This window comes from Pseudobutyrivibrio sp. UC1225, assembly GCF_900115215.1.
Classification (GTDB): domain Bacteria; phylum Bacillota; class Clostridia; order Lachnospirales; family Lachnospiraceae; genus Pseudobutyrivibrio.
Genome location: NZ_FOVQ01000005.1, coordinates 161,107 through 175,582, shown reverse-complemented (window position 1 = coordinate 175,582; position 14,476 = coordinate 161,107). Strand labels below are relative to the sequence as shown.

Annotated in this window: 16 protein-coding genes; 1 reads left to right on the top strand and 15 read right to left on the bottom strand. The window is 37.9% G+C overall.

Translation table 11 applies throughout. The annotated features are described in order from the left end of the window. Positions 1-56: 56 nt before the first annotated feature. The 12 genes from BMZ41_RS08525 to BMZ41_RS08470 form a co-directional block, all read right to left on the bottom strand. Positions 57-458: a GNAT family N-acetyltransferase gene (locus tag BMZ41_RS08525; RefSeq protein WP_090528626.1), complete on the bottom strand. Its 402-nt coding sequence runs from the start codon at positions 456-458 to the stop codon at positions 57-59. A 26-nt stretch (positions 459-484) separates the two neighbouring features. After that, positions 485-700: an aspartate dehydrogenase gene (locus BMZ41_RS08520; RefSeq protein ID WP_177184186.1), complete on the bottom strand. Its 216-nt coding sequence runs from the start codon at positions 698-700 to the stop codon at positions 485-487. A 10-nt stretch (positions 701-710) separates the two neighbouring features. After that, positions 711-1,223, bottom strand: a complete 513-nt coding sequence (locus tag BMZ41_RS08515; protein WP_177184185.1) for a GNAT family N-acetyltransferase — start codon at positions 1,221-1,223, stop codon at positions 711-713. Between the two features lie 11 nt (positions 1,224-1,234). Then, positions 1,235-1,690: a GNAT family N-acetyltransferase gene (locus BMZ41_RS08510; protein WP_090528620.1), complete on the bottom strand. Its 456-nt coding sequence runs from the start codon at positions 1,688-1,690 to the stop codon at positions 1,235-1,237. 28 nt (positions 1,691-1,718) lie between these two features. Further along, the gene (locus BMZ41_RS08505; RefSeq protein WP_090528617.1) at positions 1,719-2,513 is read right to left on the bottom strand and encodes a hypothetical protein; all 795 of its coding nucleotides are present in this window, start codon (positions 2,511-2,513) and stop codon (positions 1,719-1,721) included. After that, positions 2,506-3,570 (bottom strand): alpha/beta fold hydrolase, encoded by a 1,065-nt coding sequence (locus BMZ41_RS08500; protein WP_090528614.1) that lies wholly within the window; start codon positions 3,568-3,570, stop codon positions 2,506-2,508. The genes BMZ41_RS08505 and BMZ41_RS08500 overlap by 8 nt, the downstream gene beginning before the upstream one ends. 154 nt (positions 3,571-3,724) lie before the next feature. Continuing rightward, complete coding sequence (locus BMZ41_RS08495) at positions 3,725-4,417, bottom strand: flavodoxin family protein (RefSeq protein WP_090528611.1); 693 nt, start codon at positions 4,415-4,417, stop codon at positions 3,725-3,727. Between the two features lie 120 nt (positions 4,418-4,537). Then, complete coding sequence (abc-f, locus tag BMZ41_RS08490) at positions 4,538-6,061, bottom strand: ribosomal protection-like ABC-F family protein (protein WP_090528608.1); 1,524 nt, start codon at positions 6,059-6,061, stop codon at positions 4,538-4,540. A gap of 285 nt (positions 6,062-6,346) precedes the next feature. Beyond that, positions 6,347-6,862 (bottom strand): hypothetical protein, encoded by a 516-nt coding sequence (locus tag BMZ41_RS08485; RefSeq protein ID WP_143071336.1) that lies wholly within the window; start codon positions 6,860-6,862, stop codon positions 6,347-6,349. Between the two features lie 263 nt (positions 6,863-7,125). Beyond that, entirely contained in the window at positions 7,126-7,452 is a 327-nt protein-coding gene (locus BMZ41_RS08480) for a GGDEF domain-containing protein (RefSeq protein ID WP_090528602.1), read from the bottom strand. 9 nt (positions 7,453-7,461) lie between these two features. Then, positions 7,462-7,995 (bottom strand): hypothetical protein, encoded by a 534-nt coding sequence (locus tag BMZ41_RS08475; protein ID WP_090528599.1) that lies wholly within the window; start codon positions 7,993-7,995, stop codon positions 7,462-7,464. A gap of 79 nt (positions 7,996-8,074) precedes the next feature. After that, the gene (locus tag BMZ41_RS08470) at positions 8,075-8,662 is read right to left on the bottom strand and encodes an LURP-one-related/scramblase family protein (protein ID WP_090528597.1); all 588 of its coding nucleotides are present in this window, start codon (positions 8,660-8,662) and stop codon (positions 8,075-8,077) included. A 239-nt stretch (positions 8,663-8,901) separates the two neighbouring features. On the opposite strand from BMZ41_RS08470, the gene BMZ41_RS08465 reads away from it, so the two are divergent. Continuing rightward, positions 8,902-10,428: a radical SAM protein gene (locus BMZ41_RS08465; RefSeq protein WP_090528826.1), complete on the top strand. Its 1,527-nt coding sequence runs from the start codon at positions 8,902-8,904 to the stop codon at positions 10,426-10,428. A gap of 110 nt (positions 10,429-10,538) precedes the next feature. On the opposite strand, the gene BMZ41_RS08460 is transcribed toward BMZ41_RS08465, so the two are convergent. Genes BMZ41_RS08460 through mmsA form a run of 3 tightly spaced genes read right to left on the bottom strand, consistent with a single transcriptional unit; the run spans position 10,539 to position 14,427 of the window. Further along, positions 10,539-11,720: an ABC transporter permease subunit gene (locus tag BMZ41_RS08460; RefSeq protein WP_242870708.1), complete on the bottom strand. Its 1,182-nt coding sequence runs from the start codon at positions 11,718-11,720 to the stop codon at positions 10,539-10,541. A 17-nt stretch (positions 11,721-11,737) separates the two neighbouring features. Beyond that, complete coding sequence (gene mmsB / locus BMZ41_RS08455; protein ID WP_090528595.1) at positions 11,738-12,907, bottom strand: multiple monosaccharide ABC transporter permease; 1,170 nt, start codon at positions 12,905-12,907, stop codon at positions 11,738-11,740. 14 nt (positions 12,908-12,921) lie between these two features. Then, positions 12,922-14,427 (bottom strand): multiple monosaccharide ABC transporter ATP-binding protein, encoded by a 1,506-nt coding sequence (mmsA, locus tag BMZ41_RS08450; RefSeq protein WP_442960246.1) that lies wholly within the window; start codon positions 14,425-14,427, stop codon positions 12,922-12,924. Positions 14,428-14,476: the final 49 nt, after the last annotated feature.

Genomic DNA, 14,476 nt, shown 5'->3' with positions numbered 1-14,476 from the left:
AAAAATGACTACGGTAAAAAAGGCTATAAAACGTGTATATTCCGTAAATTATCGTTTCATGAAAAATTCTTGCGAACCATAGCTGAGTAGTTGTCATATTGTCTAAATCCATATTTCTCATAGAATGGAATTGTTTTAGGATCAGATGGTATAATTTTCACGTACAAAAGATTCTCATAAAAACTCATAATCTGCTTCATTAGGTTATCTCCAATGTGATAGCCCTGATATACTGGGTCTACCAAAAGATAGTGGAGAAATGCTACAGTCTCTCCATCATCTAATGCACGAACCAACCCAATTAACTTATCTCCATCCCATGCAGATATAACTCTAGAAGAATTGAGCATTGCTCTAACCAATTTTTCTGGGTATTTTCCTGATTCCCAATTAACTGAAAGAAATAATCTCTGCAATTGGTCAACTGTAAATTCTTTAGTCTGCTTATACTCAATCATTTTCAATCACCTGTTTATAATCCCTTTTAATATATCTTCTCTATTTCTTCAGTTATGTCATATGTTTCTTTGAATACTGCCAAATCATCAGCATTCTTTATAAGCATCACTTCTTCAAATGCACCAGTATTATTGTCTTTGAAGCCTGCCACCTGTTCTCCATTACAGATAGAAGCTTTTATTACAGGTTTCTTGGATGATTTGTCATAGGTTTTCTTCTCTATCTTTTTCTTGAAAAACATGAGCCATCTCCTAGCGAAATAATACTGATACATGTGTAATCTTGTTATCAGGATCTGGGTATTCCTTCTCAAAATGCATACCTATTGATTCCGCTGTCTTATATGAACCAACATTTGTGTATTTGCAATATGAATAGAGTGCTGGGTAATTCGTGTTGTCAAACGCCCAGTCCCTGACAGCTGCTGCCGCTTCCTTTGCATAGCCTTTGCGCTGATGATCTGCACGAATGTGATAACCAATCTCAGGTAACATCTCCCCATCAATATTCTGAAGTGTCAATCCGCAATCTCCAATCATCTCTCCGGTATCTTTCAAGCATACAGCCCACAGTCCAAAACCATCCTTATGATAGCGATTCATATTTCTTTCAATCCAATCTCTGACTCTTTTCTCGTCAAAAGTATATGGATAATGCTGCATGATGTCTCTATCAGCGAGAACTTTGTATAATGCATCAAAGTCATCCATATTCATTTCACGAAGAAAAAGTCTTTCTGTTTCCAAAATAATTGTCTGTTCCATTTATGTCTCTCCTATTGTTTTGTCAAAACCATACATTCTTCTGAATCTGTAAATCCTATTCTTTTATAGAGTGGTCTTCCCAATGTGGTTGCATCAAGACTGATTTCTGTGGCACCTTTTTCCCAAGTTTTCTCAATTAACAACTCAACCATCTTTTGAGCTATCCCCTGTCGGCGATATTCTTCTCTTATGTAGACATTCATAAGATGGGCTCTTTTGCCTGTTGGGTGATTAAATGTAGGCATTATCCTGATAAAACTCATGGATGCACATCCAATAACTTCACCTCCATCACTGGCAAGAACCGTCATCTGATCTCCATTCATAAAGTAATCGCGACTCTCATTTTTCAGTTCATCTGAATACACATAATCTTCTAGCAGATTATTCACGACCTTAAGCATTTCAAGGCGAATACTCATCAAACTATCTATATCATCTTTTGTAGCAATTCTTATATCAACCATTTTCGTCTGCTCCCAAAGTTAATTAATCTCACCTGTATAGCTGATTTGCGCTAAACAAATCACAATATTTAATCTGCGAATCATAGAAACTATGATTTTCATCAATAGGCCACTGTGCTTTCACTTCATCGTTTATTGTTTCATCTTCCTGTATTGATTCAGGATACGTGTAAGCATAAAAAAATGCTCTTTGCTCCCAGACTTCATTTACCGAAGACGGATACTTAAATTCCTTGTCATCACTCTTAAACAAGCTTGAAATATGAGGGAGCTTCTCCTTTACCATCCCTTCAGCCAGCAGTCGATTCACCTGTGGATACAAATGTCCAAATCCACATATGACCAGGACTTTTTTATTATCATAGAGTTTAAGTTTCTCAATTATTTTTTGATGAATATGATCATCCCTATCATCCGTGGTGGTATTTCGTTTGTAATTATCGTTATCTACTTTCCAGTAATCTATCATTTCCACAGGAATATCATTATCCTGGCAATAGCAATATGTGATACACATATCAACAGGCCCATCCACGACCCCATACTGTTCGTAGTTTTCTTCTCTTGCCTCGATAAAAATAACATCAGGATCTATGTTTTCTATTGCATTTAGCATTTCTTCAAAAGAATAATTTGATATGGTGTCAAAGTGATTGGTGTGGAATGTACCCATTAGATATACTTCCTGACCATCTGCACTTTGCATTCTCTTAACTGTAAAGTTTTTAATGTTTATATAAATAACAGTGACCAGAACAAGCACTCCTCCAAGCACTGCAGCAATACATATAAGCACTTTTTTCAGTTTAAAATGTTTATTCATCTTTCTGCTCCGCAGCTATCGTGTGTACTATCTCCGAGAATTCTTCTGAACGTGATTCCAAAAGACCGTGAGTTGCATTTTTCATCACAAACATTTCTTTATATGGAGCGTTCACATTATCAAAGTATTCACAGGCAAGCTGATAGTTGGTCTGATAATCCATATCTCCATTTATATTGTAGTAGGCTACTTTGTATTCGTATTTACGAAGTAGAGATAGCTTTGACATTTCATCATTAGCCCAAAAAGCCAAATACGGTTCGAACTCCTTACTACCATTTGTCAGATATCTAACATAATCCTTTATCGAATAGTTTGGATTGAAAATCACTGTGGTATAGAGATTATAGTCAGAACCATCTTTCATCATGCCATAGCCATATCTTTCCAGAGTAGCGTTTCTTGCCTGTAAAGCCTCTAAGGAATCTTCTTTGTCAGGAGACCATTTTGCAAGTATTGCCTTCCCTTCTTCGTCGCCCTCGCTCCATTCCCGTGCTGCATCGTAAAGCCTTTGCTCATTCTCCTTAGGATCGATAAATTGTCCTGTACCAATAAATGCTTCATAGTATTCAGGATACTCCAGAGCTAAGTTGGCACCATACAAGGACCCCCACGAATGTCCTAGAAGAGTAATCTTATCTTTACCCATATAGTCAAGTAGGAACTCAGTAATCTCCTTGCCGTCCTGCATCAAAATATCTACTGTTATAGTTTCTGTTTTAGAAGTGTTGTAGCTTTTTCCACAGCCACGCTGATCCCAAGTGACTACCGTGTAAACATCACTCCATTTTCTTGTGAACACATAATCAAAAATACTCGTTGATGAACCTGGACCGCCGTGAAGATAAAGTAAAACTGGATTATCCTTATCCTGTCCATAGATATTTATCCATTGCTTTGTTCCATTAATATCTACATACATTGATTCATTTATCCCACCCTCAGGTGTTCTGTTATTAATTATTCTGCCTATGAAATGTGCCACTAGAATAATTGCTATGAAGGAAATGATAGCAATTATTATCACTTTAAAAATCTTTTTTATTCTTCGTATCATCCGTAATTTCTACTTTCTATTATCCCCAAATAAGCCATGATATTAATGCTGCCAGAGCTGGATATAAAATGACAGAAGCATAGTCTCCCCCCTACAAATATGAATTTGCTCTATAGTTTTTCACTATACGACTATAAGTAGCTTATATTGAAAATCATGCCTTCCAAGGACGATTTCCCTCTGTCCATCCTTTATGCTTCCAATACTCCATGTCCTTAGGATTGTATCCATTCTTTTGTATAAATCGACATAGCATAAACCAAGCCTTTAATTTTATTCCTGGCTTCACGTTCCCATTATTGCTTTTTATATCAGCCGCAAGTCTATCCATGTCCTTGTGTATCTTAGCCATTTTCTTTTCAGAAACGTCCTCCCAGCTTGTAGCTGCCACAGCCATTCCATATTTATAAATCTTTGCAATTCCCCAATTAAATAGGCTGTCTGCCATATCCTTGTTGGTAGACTTCATGCCTGCCCCTGCTGCAGTACTTATGCAAACACCTTGCTTTTTAAACATCTTTTCCTCTGGCCTGTGCACCATCCAGCGATAGCCAAGATGATCCAAAAACGCTTTCATGGAACCGGTTGAATGCATAACATAAACAGGACTTGTAAGTATTACTACGTCAGCCTCATCAAGAGCATCTACAATAGGCTTCAGCTTTTCATAATGTAGGCAAGTATCTTCGCCCTTTGTAAAACAGCTTGTACACCCCAGGCAAAACTCTCCAAAATCTTTTGGAAGAAAAAACTCCTTTGTTTCGCCACCAATTTTATCAGCCAACTCCTTACCAATATGATAAGTCGACCCCTGATGATTCTGCCCATTAATTACTAATGTTTTCATAACTTTACCTCCACTCCTAAATTACGCTGAATTATATCTGATTACAAGGTTTAAATCAACAAACCCTATAACATGGTAATCATCTAAATATCTAAAAGATTAATGCTCTACTCCATCCACCTATAGCGCTATTTCCTTTGTGGCAAGCTTTTCTCTAAATCTCACATCATGCTCCACCAAAAGCATGGTAGGCTGATACTCCTCAATCAGCTTTTCTATCTGCATCCTGGAAAACACATCGATGTAATTTAGTGGCTCATCCCAGATATACAAATGAGCTGAAGTAAGCAGACTTCCCGCTATGAGAACCTTCTTCTTTTGCCCCTCAGAATAGTCCTCTATATTCTTTTCAAACTGAACTCTACTCATATCCAGCTGGCTCAGAATTGAAAGAAAAAGGCTATAATCCAATCCATTTTTCAGGGCATAGTCTTTCAAACCGCCTTTAAGCCAGGAGGTATCCTGATTAATATAAGAGATGACAAGATTTGGTGCCACATTCAGCGTTCCTTCGATGTCAAGATTTGATACATCGCCAGCACTGGCTTTTGCCAAAATCGCCTTTATTAATGTGGATTTTCCACAACCGTTCTCGCCACTTAAAAATACTCTCTCTCCTTGAAGCAAATCAAAGGATAAATCCTTAATGACAGGCTCTGTGCCATCCTGATATTTCAAAGTCAAATCCTTGCAATCAACCAACACCTTCTTATAGTGCTCCATTGGCATAACTTTCAGGTCGATTGGTTCCTCCAAATCCTGAAGTAAGCCCTCTTTCTCAGCTATTTCACGGTCCATACGCTTTTCGAAAGACTTCACTCTCGCCTGCATTTTCTTGGTCTTAGCGCCAATGTAGGATCTGGTTGCTATGCTTCTGTCATTTTCCTTAATTGGGTCAAAACCAATCTTTCTTGCCTCACCTTTCTCCGCCCATCTGGAAGATCTGTCCGCTGTAGCCTTTAGCTTTCCAATTTCTTTTAAATGCTTATCATTCTCATGCTTTGAAAATGCATCTGCTTTTGCTTTATTTTCCCACCAACTTGAAAAGTTTCCTGACTGAACCTCTATTGTTGCTCTGTTTAAAACCAGCACATGGTCAATACATGCATCTAGCAAATCTCTGTCATGAGAAACAAGGATAAATCCCTTCTTTGATGCCAGGTAATTCTTTATGATTTCACGAGCCTCCATATCCAAATGATTTGTTGGCTCATCAATCAACAGGAAGTCATTCTCTCCAGAAAACAATACAGCAAGCATAACCTTGGTACGCTCCCCGAAACTCAAGGTCTTAAAGGGTCTGTAAAGCAGTTCTGCATCTATTGATAGCTGAGGCAGTTCACACATAACTCTCCAGCTTTCCACAGATGGCTTCCATTTTTCCATAAGCTCATCTGCCGTCTTTTCCATATCCGTCCCACTGACCTTATATGGGAAATAATCGAAAACGACATTTGTAGAAATGCTTCCCTCGTAGTCATATCTTCCCAAAAGCAAATTCAAAAATGTTGTCTTTCCTTTACCATTTCTACCGATGAATCCAAGCTTCCAATTGGTATCTATAGAAAAGGAAACATTCTCAAAAATATCGTCAAAGCTTCCCTCATATGCAAAAGTAAGATTTGTAACATTAATTTGTGCCATAAAACCTCCAATACCCAATAAAAAAAGTCTGTATTTGCATACGCAAAACAGACTCGCTAAAAAATCCTATATAATCACCTACTGGTGCAGACAAGGATGAATAAAGCGATAATCTAATTTAAGCGTACACAAACCAGCCTGTTTCTCAGGCCATAAAAACCTATGTGATTACTTAAATTAAACTATCTTGTTCTCATTTCCTCACCCACACACATATACAGTGTGTTCTTTCCTAATATTTTCTTCAGTATAATACGCTCTAAATAGTAATGCAACAGTTTTTTATTAAAGTCCTTTATAATGCTTCGCCAGATAAAATGAAAATAGCAAAAGACCTATGGTTTCCATGCCGTGATAAATTACCGAAGTCCAGACGATACTGATAATTTTGATTTCCATATCAAAGGTTATCATCTGAAAAATACAAAAAGCTAATATAAAAACTGCGGTTATAATCACAGACAAAATCTTTAAAAATCTGTCTTTCAAAAATACTGCCGATACAAATATTCCAATAATTAATGCGGAAAACATTCCAATATATTTAAAGCCATGAGTGGAATTATAAATAGCTGAAAAATCCACCGCATGCTCGAAAGTATCCATTGGGATAAGTCGATATAAATCACTTACAAAACGCTTGTATTGATAACTTGATACTATAGACATCACCTGTATAAAAATCATTATGGACGCCCAAATCTCAAGAAGGGAATAAATATCAGATGCCTTAAGGGTAGAGATTCCATCAGGAATATACTGCTTTTGCAATAATCCCATTTTTTCAATATCGTCTTCCATAACTATACTCATGATGTTTTTCATTTGCTTTAAACTATGTCCAAAAATAATAGCAATCAGCAGAATAACTATTATCTGAATAGATATATTAAAAACAAAAATGGTGCTATTGAGCATATCTGGCTCACTTAGATTTGAACTGAAAAAGAATCTGGACATGGCATTAAGACATTGCGAAAGCAATCCTATACATGCAGATAAACATATTGATTTAGAAAGATAATGTTTACGTGTGTTTAGATACATTTTGTTTCCCTAAGTATTTATAACTCTCCCATAGTTACCTGATTTTTTCCATTTTGCTTTGAAGTATATAGATTTTCGTCTGCGCGTCTTAGCACATCCTCACCACCATAACGGAAACACTGAACATCCGATTTTATCTCAGTTTGGAGAAGCTGCCCTAAGCGTTGTAATACTCTATCACCTTCTATATGCCCATAGGTATCGTTAACATGTTTGAAATCATCAATATCCATCATGATAACGCCATATCGGACATTGCTTTTCTTACATCTAAATAATTGTCTTGTAAATACTTTTCTATTCAAGAGAAGTGTCAAACCATCATATCTACTATTTAATAACATAACAAAGCATTATCTCACGATAAACGTCCGTGTAGAACACATATCATGACCTTCCCATTTATCCAACTTTTCCCTACACTCATCAAATCTGCCGGTTTCTACATACACTCTGGCAAGCCAGGCATCATTAATAGCCCTATAGGTTTCCTCGTATATATTTGTATGGGACTGATCCAGATAAATATTAACCGTGTAATCCTTATCGTCACTCTGTTCCAAATAAAAAAGAGCATAGCCCAAGTATCTATAATAAGACATGGGCTCGCCCTTTTGCATATATATTAGACTGGCTCTTTCGTAGAGTCTTCCTAAATCTCCATTATAAAAATGTCCTGAATCAATCCAGTCCAGAATTTGCGATAATTCATCATCCATTGTATCCCACGAAAATACCAAATCATTATTAATTAATTCGGTTACTTTTTCATGGTTAGACTTCTTTTCGAAGTAAATGTCAACATGGTAAAGAGACTGCACAAAGCACAATGCAGCTATTACAAGAATAACACCTATAATTACTTTACGATTAAAGGATTTATTCATAGCTCCAAACCATCCTACCAACACTTATTCCGTAGATATTTTATCGAATTCATATGTAAAATCTGTGTTGAAATTCTAGTTAATTAGAAACTGTAGACGAAGCCGCCTCGGAATTCTTTCTATCCACCATCATGTGTTGTAACGCAATGAGAATAGCCACTATAGTCTTCTCATGCTCAGGCTTATAGATGTCGATGCAATATTTATCATGGATAGATATCATCTTCTGAGATATGACTGCTAATATCTCATCATTAGCATCAAATAATTCAAAATTTAATCCAACAAAATTGCCCTTAAGCTGCCAACCTAAACCTTCGATATTTGTAACATCCTTGATTATATGGAAAATCTCATTGGATAGCTGGAACTCTGTACCATCAGCCATGTTAACAAAATGTCTCTCATGGAAAGAAAAAATCTGCTTTTCAATGTGAGCCACCTGATGGTCATTAGCATCAAAAATATCTGTCTTATCTTTTATAGTAGGAAACTTAGTGCGTGCCACATAAACTACATTCTCATTATCATCTGTTATTGTAATTTCATGACGAAGTGTAATCACCTTAGTACTTGTAAACAATGAGCGTACTAGTGCACCAAATCTCTCTACATTACTATCATTCGCAGACTCTCCTGCTTCCCTGTACTTTGAAAATAATCCCATCTCACTTACCTCCTGTAATTTATATGGATTTTACCTTAATTCTCCATATATTACAATTTTTGTGGCATAGAAATTTCTTTTCAATATTTCCCTATAATTCCTACGGCAACACATATTTGTTTATACAATTTCATAAAAATGTATAGATTCTCAAACAATCACTATTTGTTGATTATTGTTGAAATATAAACAGCTGACTACTATTAAGGTAGATGGGAGAATTAATGGAGGGTAAATATATGACAAATTCTTTATCGAAATTCAATCATTCCCTTGAACGAAAAGCTTTTTCTATTGCTATCAACAAGTTTCTTAAGAACCTCGATGACGATAAAACAAATCGAACAGATTATTATCTTACACTTGTTGATTATGCTGAGAAGTTTTGGGGTAAAAATGGTGCTAAAAAAGAAAGCCTTGATAAGGTAAAAGCAGCATTCCAATCCCCTGATAATCGTTGGGTAAATTTCATTAATAAGGTAATCGACGAATCAAATCCAGAATATCTTCATAAAATGGCGTTAAATCTTGGATATGAAGCCTTTTTCAGAGGTACAAAAATGATTCGCTCAAACCGTGAAAAATACGGTTGCAATATTCCTTGGCTAATTCTTTTTGATCCCACAATGGCCTGTAATATGCATTGTGTAGGCTGCTGGTCTGGCACCTATGGTCATAAAGTAAGACTTAGCTTTGAAGAAATGGATAAAATTGTCACTCAGGGAAAAGAGCTTGGTGTTTATCTGTACATGATGACTGGGGGAGAGCCAATGTGTGCAAAGAACGATATCCTCAAGCTTTGCGAGAAACATAATGATTGTTTCTTTGCTGCTTATTCAAATTCAACTTTTATTGATGAGGAGCTCTGTAAAAAGGTCGTTGAGTTAGGAAACCTTACTTTTATGCTTTCTATCGAGGGCACACCAGAAACTAATGATAAGCGTAGAGGTGAAGGACACTATGAAGCTGTAATGAAAGCCATGGATTTACTTCAGAAATATGGCATCGTCTATGGTACATCTATCTGCTATACCAGAGATAATATTGAAGCTGTAACTAGTGATGAATTCCTTCGTTTTATAGCCTCTAAAGGCGCTCGTTTTGGCTTCTATTTCCACTATATGCCAGTAGGAAACAATGCTGTAAAAGAGCTGATGCCTACAGTAGAGCAGCGTAGAAAAATGATTGAAAGAATCCGAGATGTTCGCTCAAACAATAGTGATATCGAATTCTTCCCTATGGATTTTCAGAATGATGGTGAATTCGTAGGTGGATGTATTGCAGGTGGACGAAATTACTTCCACATCAATTCAAATGGCGACGCCGAGCCTTGCGTATTTATCCACTACTCTGATTCTAATATAAAAGACAAGTCCATCCTTGAGATATTACAGAGTCCTTTGTTTATGGCATATCATGATGGTCAACCTTTTAACAGAAACCACTTACGTCCTTGTCCAATGTTGGAAAACCCAGAGCTTCTGCGCAAAATGGTAAACGAAACAGGCGCTCACCAGACAAATTTGGAATCACCTGAATCTGTAGACCATCTTTGTGAAAAGGCTGATGATTACGCAAAAGAATGGGCTCCTGTAGCAGATGAAATATGGGCTAGCCAGACTCACAAGACTCCTGCTTATCAGAATTACTCTAAGTATCATAGAGATAATCCTGAGCTTGCAGCCTTTGATCAAAGACAACAAAGTGTTACCCACAAAACCCACACGACAAAGCATCATCATTCTCATACACATAGAACCGCATAACAAACATAAAAAAAGGTCTGGGACAAGCCCAGACCAAGAGAATATAATGAAGAAAATAGACACCTCATCCGTCAGCTTCGCTGACACCTTTCCCTCAAGGGGAAGGCTTTTTATTTAGATGCTGTTTTCTTATTATTGAGAATTTCGAATACTACGGCGCCAAGAAGAACGACACCCTTAACAACCTTCTGCCAGTTAGCATCGATACCCATGAGGGACATACCAAGGTTGATAACACCGATAAGTGTAGCACCGACAATCATACCAAATACAGAACCTGATCCACCGTAAGCAGATACACCACCTACTACGCAGGCAGAAATTGCATCCATCTCGTAGTTTGTACCAGCTGTAGAGTTTGCAGCCTGGAAACGAGCCATTGTAAGGAATGCAGATACAACTGTAAGTACTGCCATGTTAAGGTATGCAATGAACATGATACGCTTTGTATCAATACCTGAAAGTCTTGTTGCTTCCTTGTTACCACCGATTGTGTAGAAGTAACGTCCAATATCTGTCTTAGAAGTGATGAAGCTGTAGATAAGAACGATTACAGCTACCCAAATAAGGGAATAAGGAACACCACCTGCAAGAGCGAACTTGTAACCAAAGAGCATGATTACAAAGCAGATAAGAACTGACTTAACAACAACCTTTACAAAGCTGTCAGCAACATATCCCTTCTTAAGTTTTGTCGCGCGTTCTCTGAAGAGAAGGAATACTACAAGTACAGATGCAATAAGAGCAATTACAATACTTGTCATGTTGTACTGAACACCACCGATTCTTGGGCCACCGAAAAGATCGTTCATCTTTCCCGAGAAGAGACCACAGAAATCTGCTGGAAGTGGGCTGATGTTTGAATTACCGTTAAGTAATGCAACACCCCATCCACGAAGTGCAAGGAAACCTGCAAGTGTAGCAATCCATGGTGGAATATTGATATACGCAATTACGTATCCAAGAACACAACCATAAATTACACCAACGAGAAGCATAACGAGAATACCAACGATTGTTGGAGCTCCCATATTTACCATAACCTTTGCGCCGATAACACCTACTAAGCAAACGAATGAACCGCAGGAAAGATCGATGTTACCACCTGTTAACATACACATCAACATACCAGTTGCAAGAACATAAACGTATGCGTTCTGTGTGATAAGTGCATTGAACTGACTTGGCATTAACATTGTGCCATGTGTTGTAGCGTTAAAGAAGAGAACAACCAGGACCAGTACAATGAGCATAGTGTTTTCTTTAACTATCTTTAAAATTTTGTCTTTCACTTTTCGCTCCTCCCTTCCTATTTCTTCTCTCTCTTAGACATAACATCAAAGATTACCGCTGCGAGAAGTACAAGGCCTTTTACAACCTTCTGATAGTTGGCATCAACACCCATGATTAACATACCCTGGTTGATAACACCCATTAAAAGAGCACCGACAATCGCTCCGAATACTGAACCTGTTCCGCCGTAAGCTGAAGCACCACCGATGAAGCAAGCACCGATAGCATCCATCTCATAGAACTGACCGTATGTAGGCTGAGCTGATGCTGCACGAGCAACTGTAAGGATACCAGCAAAGGCTGCTAAGAATCCCATATTCGTATATGCGAAGAAGTAAACCTTCTTTGTGTTGATACCAGAAAGCTGTGTAGCCTTCTCGTTACCACCAACTGCATATAAGTAACGACCGATTGTAGTCTTTGTTGTAACGTAGTTGTAAACAAGTACGATAAGGATAATCCAAAGAAGTGATGTAGGGATTCCCTTATAACCAGCAAGCTTGTATGCAAGGAATAAAATTACTAATGAAATAATAACGAGCTTTACATAGAAGCCAGTTGCGCTTGTTGTATCGTAACCCTTACGAGAAGCTCTTGCTCTCTTTCTGATTGAGAAGAAAGCATATAAAACAACGGCGATAACGCCTGCTAAAATACATGTGATATTAAGTCCTTCGCCGTGGAAGAAATCTGGGATGTAGCAGTCAGCACCACCACCAAAAACATTAAGGAATGTCTTGTTTGAAATTGATACCGCATATCCGTTAAGAACTACATTTGAAAGTCCTCGGAAAGCATACATACCAGCAAGTGTTGCGATGAATGGTGGAACATTTACATATGCAACCCAGAAGGCCTGCCATGCACCAACGAGAATACCTACAAGTAACATTACGATTACTGCTACCCATACGTTTACTTTCTTGTCCATAAGCATTGCTCCGATACCGCCTACGAAGCAGACAACTGAACCAACAGAAAGATCGATGTTACCACCAGTTAAAATACAAAGTAACATACCAGTTCCAAGAACGAATACATATGCGTTCTGTGAAAGAAGGTTGTTAACGTTTTGAGACAGAAGGATTGTTCCGCCTGTTCCAACGTAGAAAATTCCAATAACTATCACCAGGGCGATAACCATGGTGTACTTTTTTAATGTATTTCCAATATTATTTGAAACCATGTTTTCTCTCCCTTCTATGACTTAAGGATGCAAGACATGATGCTCTCCTGAGAAGCCTCAGAACCAGCCATTTCACCAACCATCTTGCCCTCGTTCATAACATAAATTCTATCTGACATACCAAGTACCTCTGGAAGCTCAGAAGAAATCATGATAACTGACTTTCCTGCTGCTACAAGGTCATTGATAATACAGTAAATCTCATACTTGGCACCAACGTCGATACCTCTTGTTGGCTCATCAAGAATAAGTACATCTGGGTTTGCAAACATCCACTTAGCAAGAAGAACCTTCTGCTGGTTACCACCTGAAAGGTTACCAACGTTCTGCTCAACTGTTGGGCACTTTGTCTTAAGCTTATCTCTGTAATCCTCAGCAACCTGATATTCCTTATCCTGATCGATTACACGTTTTGAGCAAATCTCTGAAAGATTTGAAAGAGTTGTGTTAATCTTGATTGGATTTGTAAGAACAAGTCCGTTACCCTTTCTATCCTCTGTAACGTATGCAATCTTGTGCTTGATAGCATCCTTAATATTCTTAAGGTGAACCTCTTCTCCGTTTAAGAAAAGCTGTCCTGAGATGTTTGTTCCATAAGCCTTACCAAAGATACTCATGGCAAGCTCTGTACGGCCAGCACCCATAAGTCCTGCAATACCAACAACCTCACCCTTACGAACGTTCATGGATACACCATCAACAACCTTACGCTCTGCAAACTGTGGATGGAATACTGTCCAATCCTTAACCTCCATAGCGATATCGCCGATTTTAACATCATGACGCTTTGGGAAACGGTCTGTCATTTCACGACCTACCATACCCTTGATAATTCTGTCTTCAGAAATATCATCTTTAGTCTTATTAAGCGTTTCAATTGTAGAACCATCACGGATAACAGTGATTTTATCTGCTACATAAGAAACCTCATTAAGCTTGTGGGAAATAATGATAGATGTCATTCCCTGCTTTTTGAACTCAAGAAGTAAATCAAGAAGTGCCTTTGAATCTGTCTCATTAAGAGATGAAGTAGGCTCATCAAGAATAAGTAACTTAGCATGCTTTGCAAGTGCCTTCGCAATTTCAACAAGCTGCTGCTTACCAACACCGATATCTTTTATAAGTACACGGCTGCTTTCTGAAAGACCAACCATCTTCAGATACTTATCAGCCTCTGCGTATGTTTTGTCCCAATCAATAGCTGCTTTCTTTCCCTGCTCATTACCAAGGAACATGTTCTCACCAATTGACATGTAAGGAATAAGGGCTAATTCCTGATGGATAATTACGATTCCCTTTTCCTCTGAGTCCTTAATCTTCTGGAACTTACAAACCTCTCCATTGTATACAATGTCGCCTGTGTAAGAACCAAATGGGTAAATTCCACTTAATACATTCATCAGAGTAGACTTACCAGCACCGTTCTCGCCTACAAGAGCGTGAATCTCACCTTCTTCTACCTTAAGATTAACGTTATCAAGGGCCTTTACGCCTGGGAACTCTTTGGTGATGTTGACCATCTCAAGTATTGTTTTTCCCACTTGTATTACCTCCCTATAAATAAAACTT

What these genes read in the sequence shown, in the direction of transcription:
- BMZ41_RS08525 (WP_090528626.1), bottom strand. Translation starts at nt 458, where the DNA reads ATGATTGAGTATAAGCAGACTAAAGAATTTACAGTTGACCAATTGCAG.
- BMZ41_RS08520 (WP_177184186.1), bottom strand. Translation starts at nt 700, where the DNA reads ATGTTTTTCAAGAAAAAGATAGAGAAGAAAACCTATGACAAATCATCC.
- BMZ41_RS08515 (WP_177184185.1), bottom strand. Translation starts at nt 1,223, where the DNA reads ATGGAACAGACAATTATTTTGGAAACAGAAAGACTTTTTCTTCGTGAA.
- BMZ41_RS08510 (WP_090528620.1), bottom strand. Translation starts at nt 1,690, where the DNA reads ATGGTTGATATAAGAATTGCTACAAAAGATGATATAGATAGTTTGATG.
- BMZ41_RS08505 (WP_090528617.1), bottom strand. Translation starts at nt 2,513, where the DNA reads ATGAATAAACATTTTAAACTGAAAAAAGTGCTTATATGTATTGCTGCA.
- BMZ41_RS08500 (WP_090528614.1), bottom strand. Translation starts at nt 3,570, where the DNA reads ATGATACGAAGAATAAAAAAGATTTTTAAAGTGATAATAATTGCTATC.
- BMZ41_RS08495 (WP_090528611.1), bottom strand. Translation starts at nt 4,417, where the DNA reads ATGAAAACATTAGTAATTAATGGGCAGAATCATCAGGGGTCGACTTAT.
- abc-f (WP_090528608.1), bottom strand. Translation starts at nt 6,061, where the DNA reads ATGGCACAAATTAATGTTACAAATCTTACTTTTGCATATGAGGGAAGC.
- BMZ41_RS08485 (WP_143071336.1), bottom strand. Translation starts at nt 6,862, where the DNA reads ATGGAAGACGATATTGAAAAAATGGGATTATTGCAAAAGCAGTATATT.
- BMZ41_RS08480 (WP_090528602.1), bottom strand. Translation starts at nt 7,452, where the DNA reads ATGTTATTAAATAGTAGATATGATGGTTTGACACTTCTCTTGAATAGA.
- BMZ41_RS08475 (WP_090528599.1), bottom strand. Translation starts at nt 7,995, where the DNA reads ATGAATAAATCCTTTAATCGTAAAGTAATTATAGGTGTTATTCTTGTA.
- BMZ41_RS08470 (WP_090528597.1), bottom strand. Translation starts at nt 8,662, where the DNA reads ATGGGATTATTTTCAAAGTACAGGGAAGCAGGAGAGTCTGCGAATGAT.
- BMZ41_RS08465 (WP_090528826.1), top strand. Translation starts at nt 8,902, where the DNA reads ATGACAAATTCTTTATCGAAATTCAATCATTCCCTTGAACGAAAAGCT.
- mmsB (WP_090528595.1), bottom strand. Translation starts at nt 12,907, where the DNA reads ATGGTTTCAAATAATATTGGAAATACATTAAAAAAGTACACCATGGTT.
- mmsA (WP_442960246.1), bottom strand. Translation starts at nt 14,427, where the DNA reads ATGGTCAACATCACCAAAGAGTTCCCAGGCGTAAAGGCCCTTGATAAC.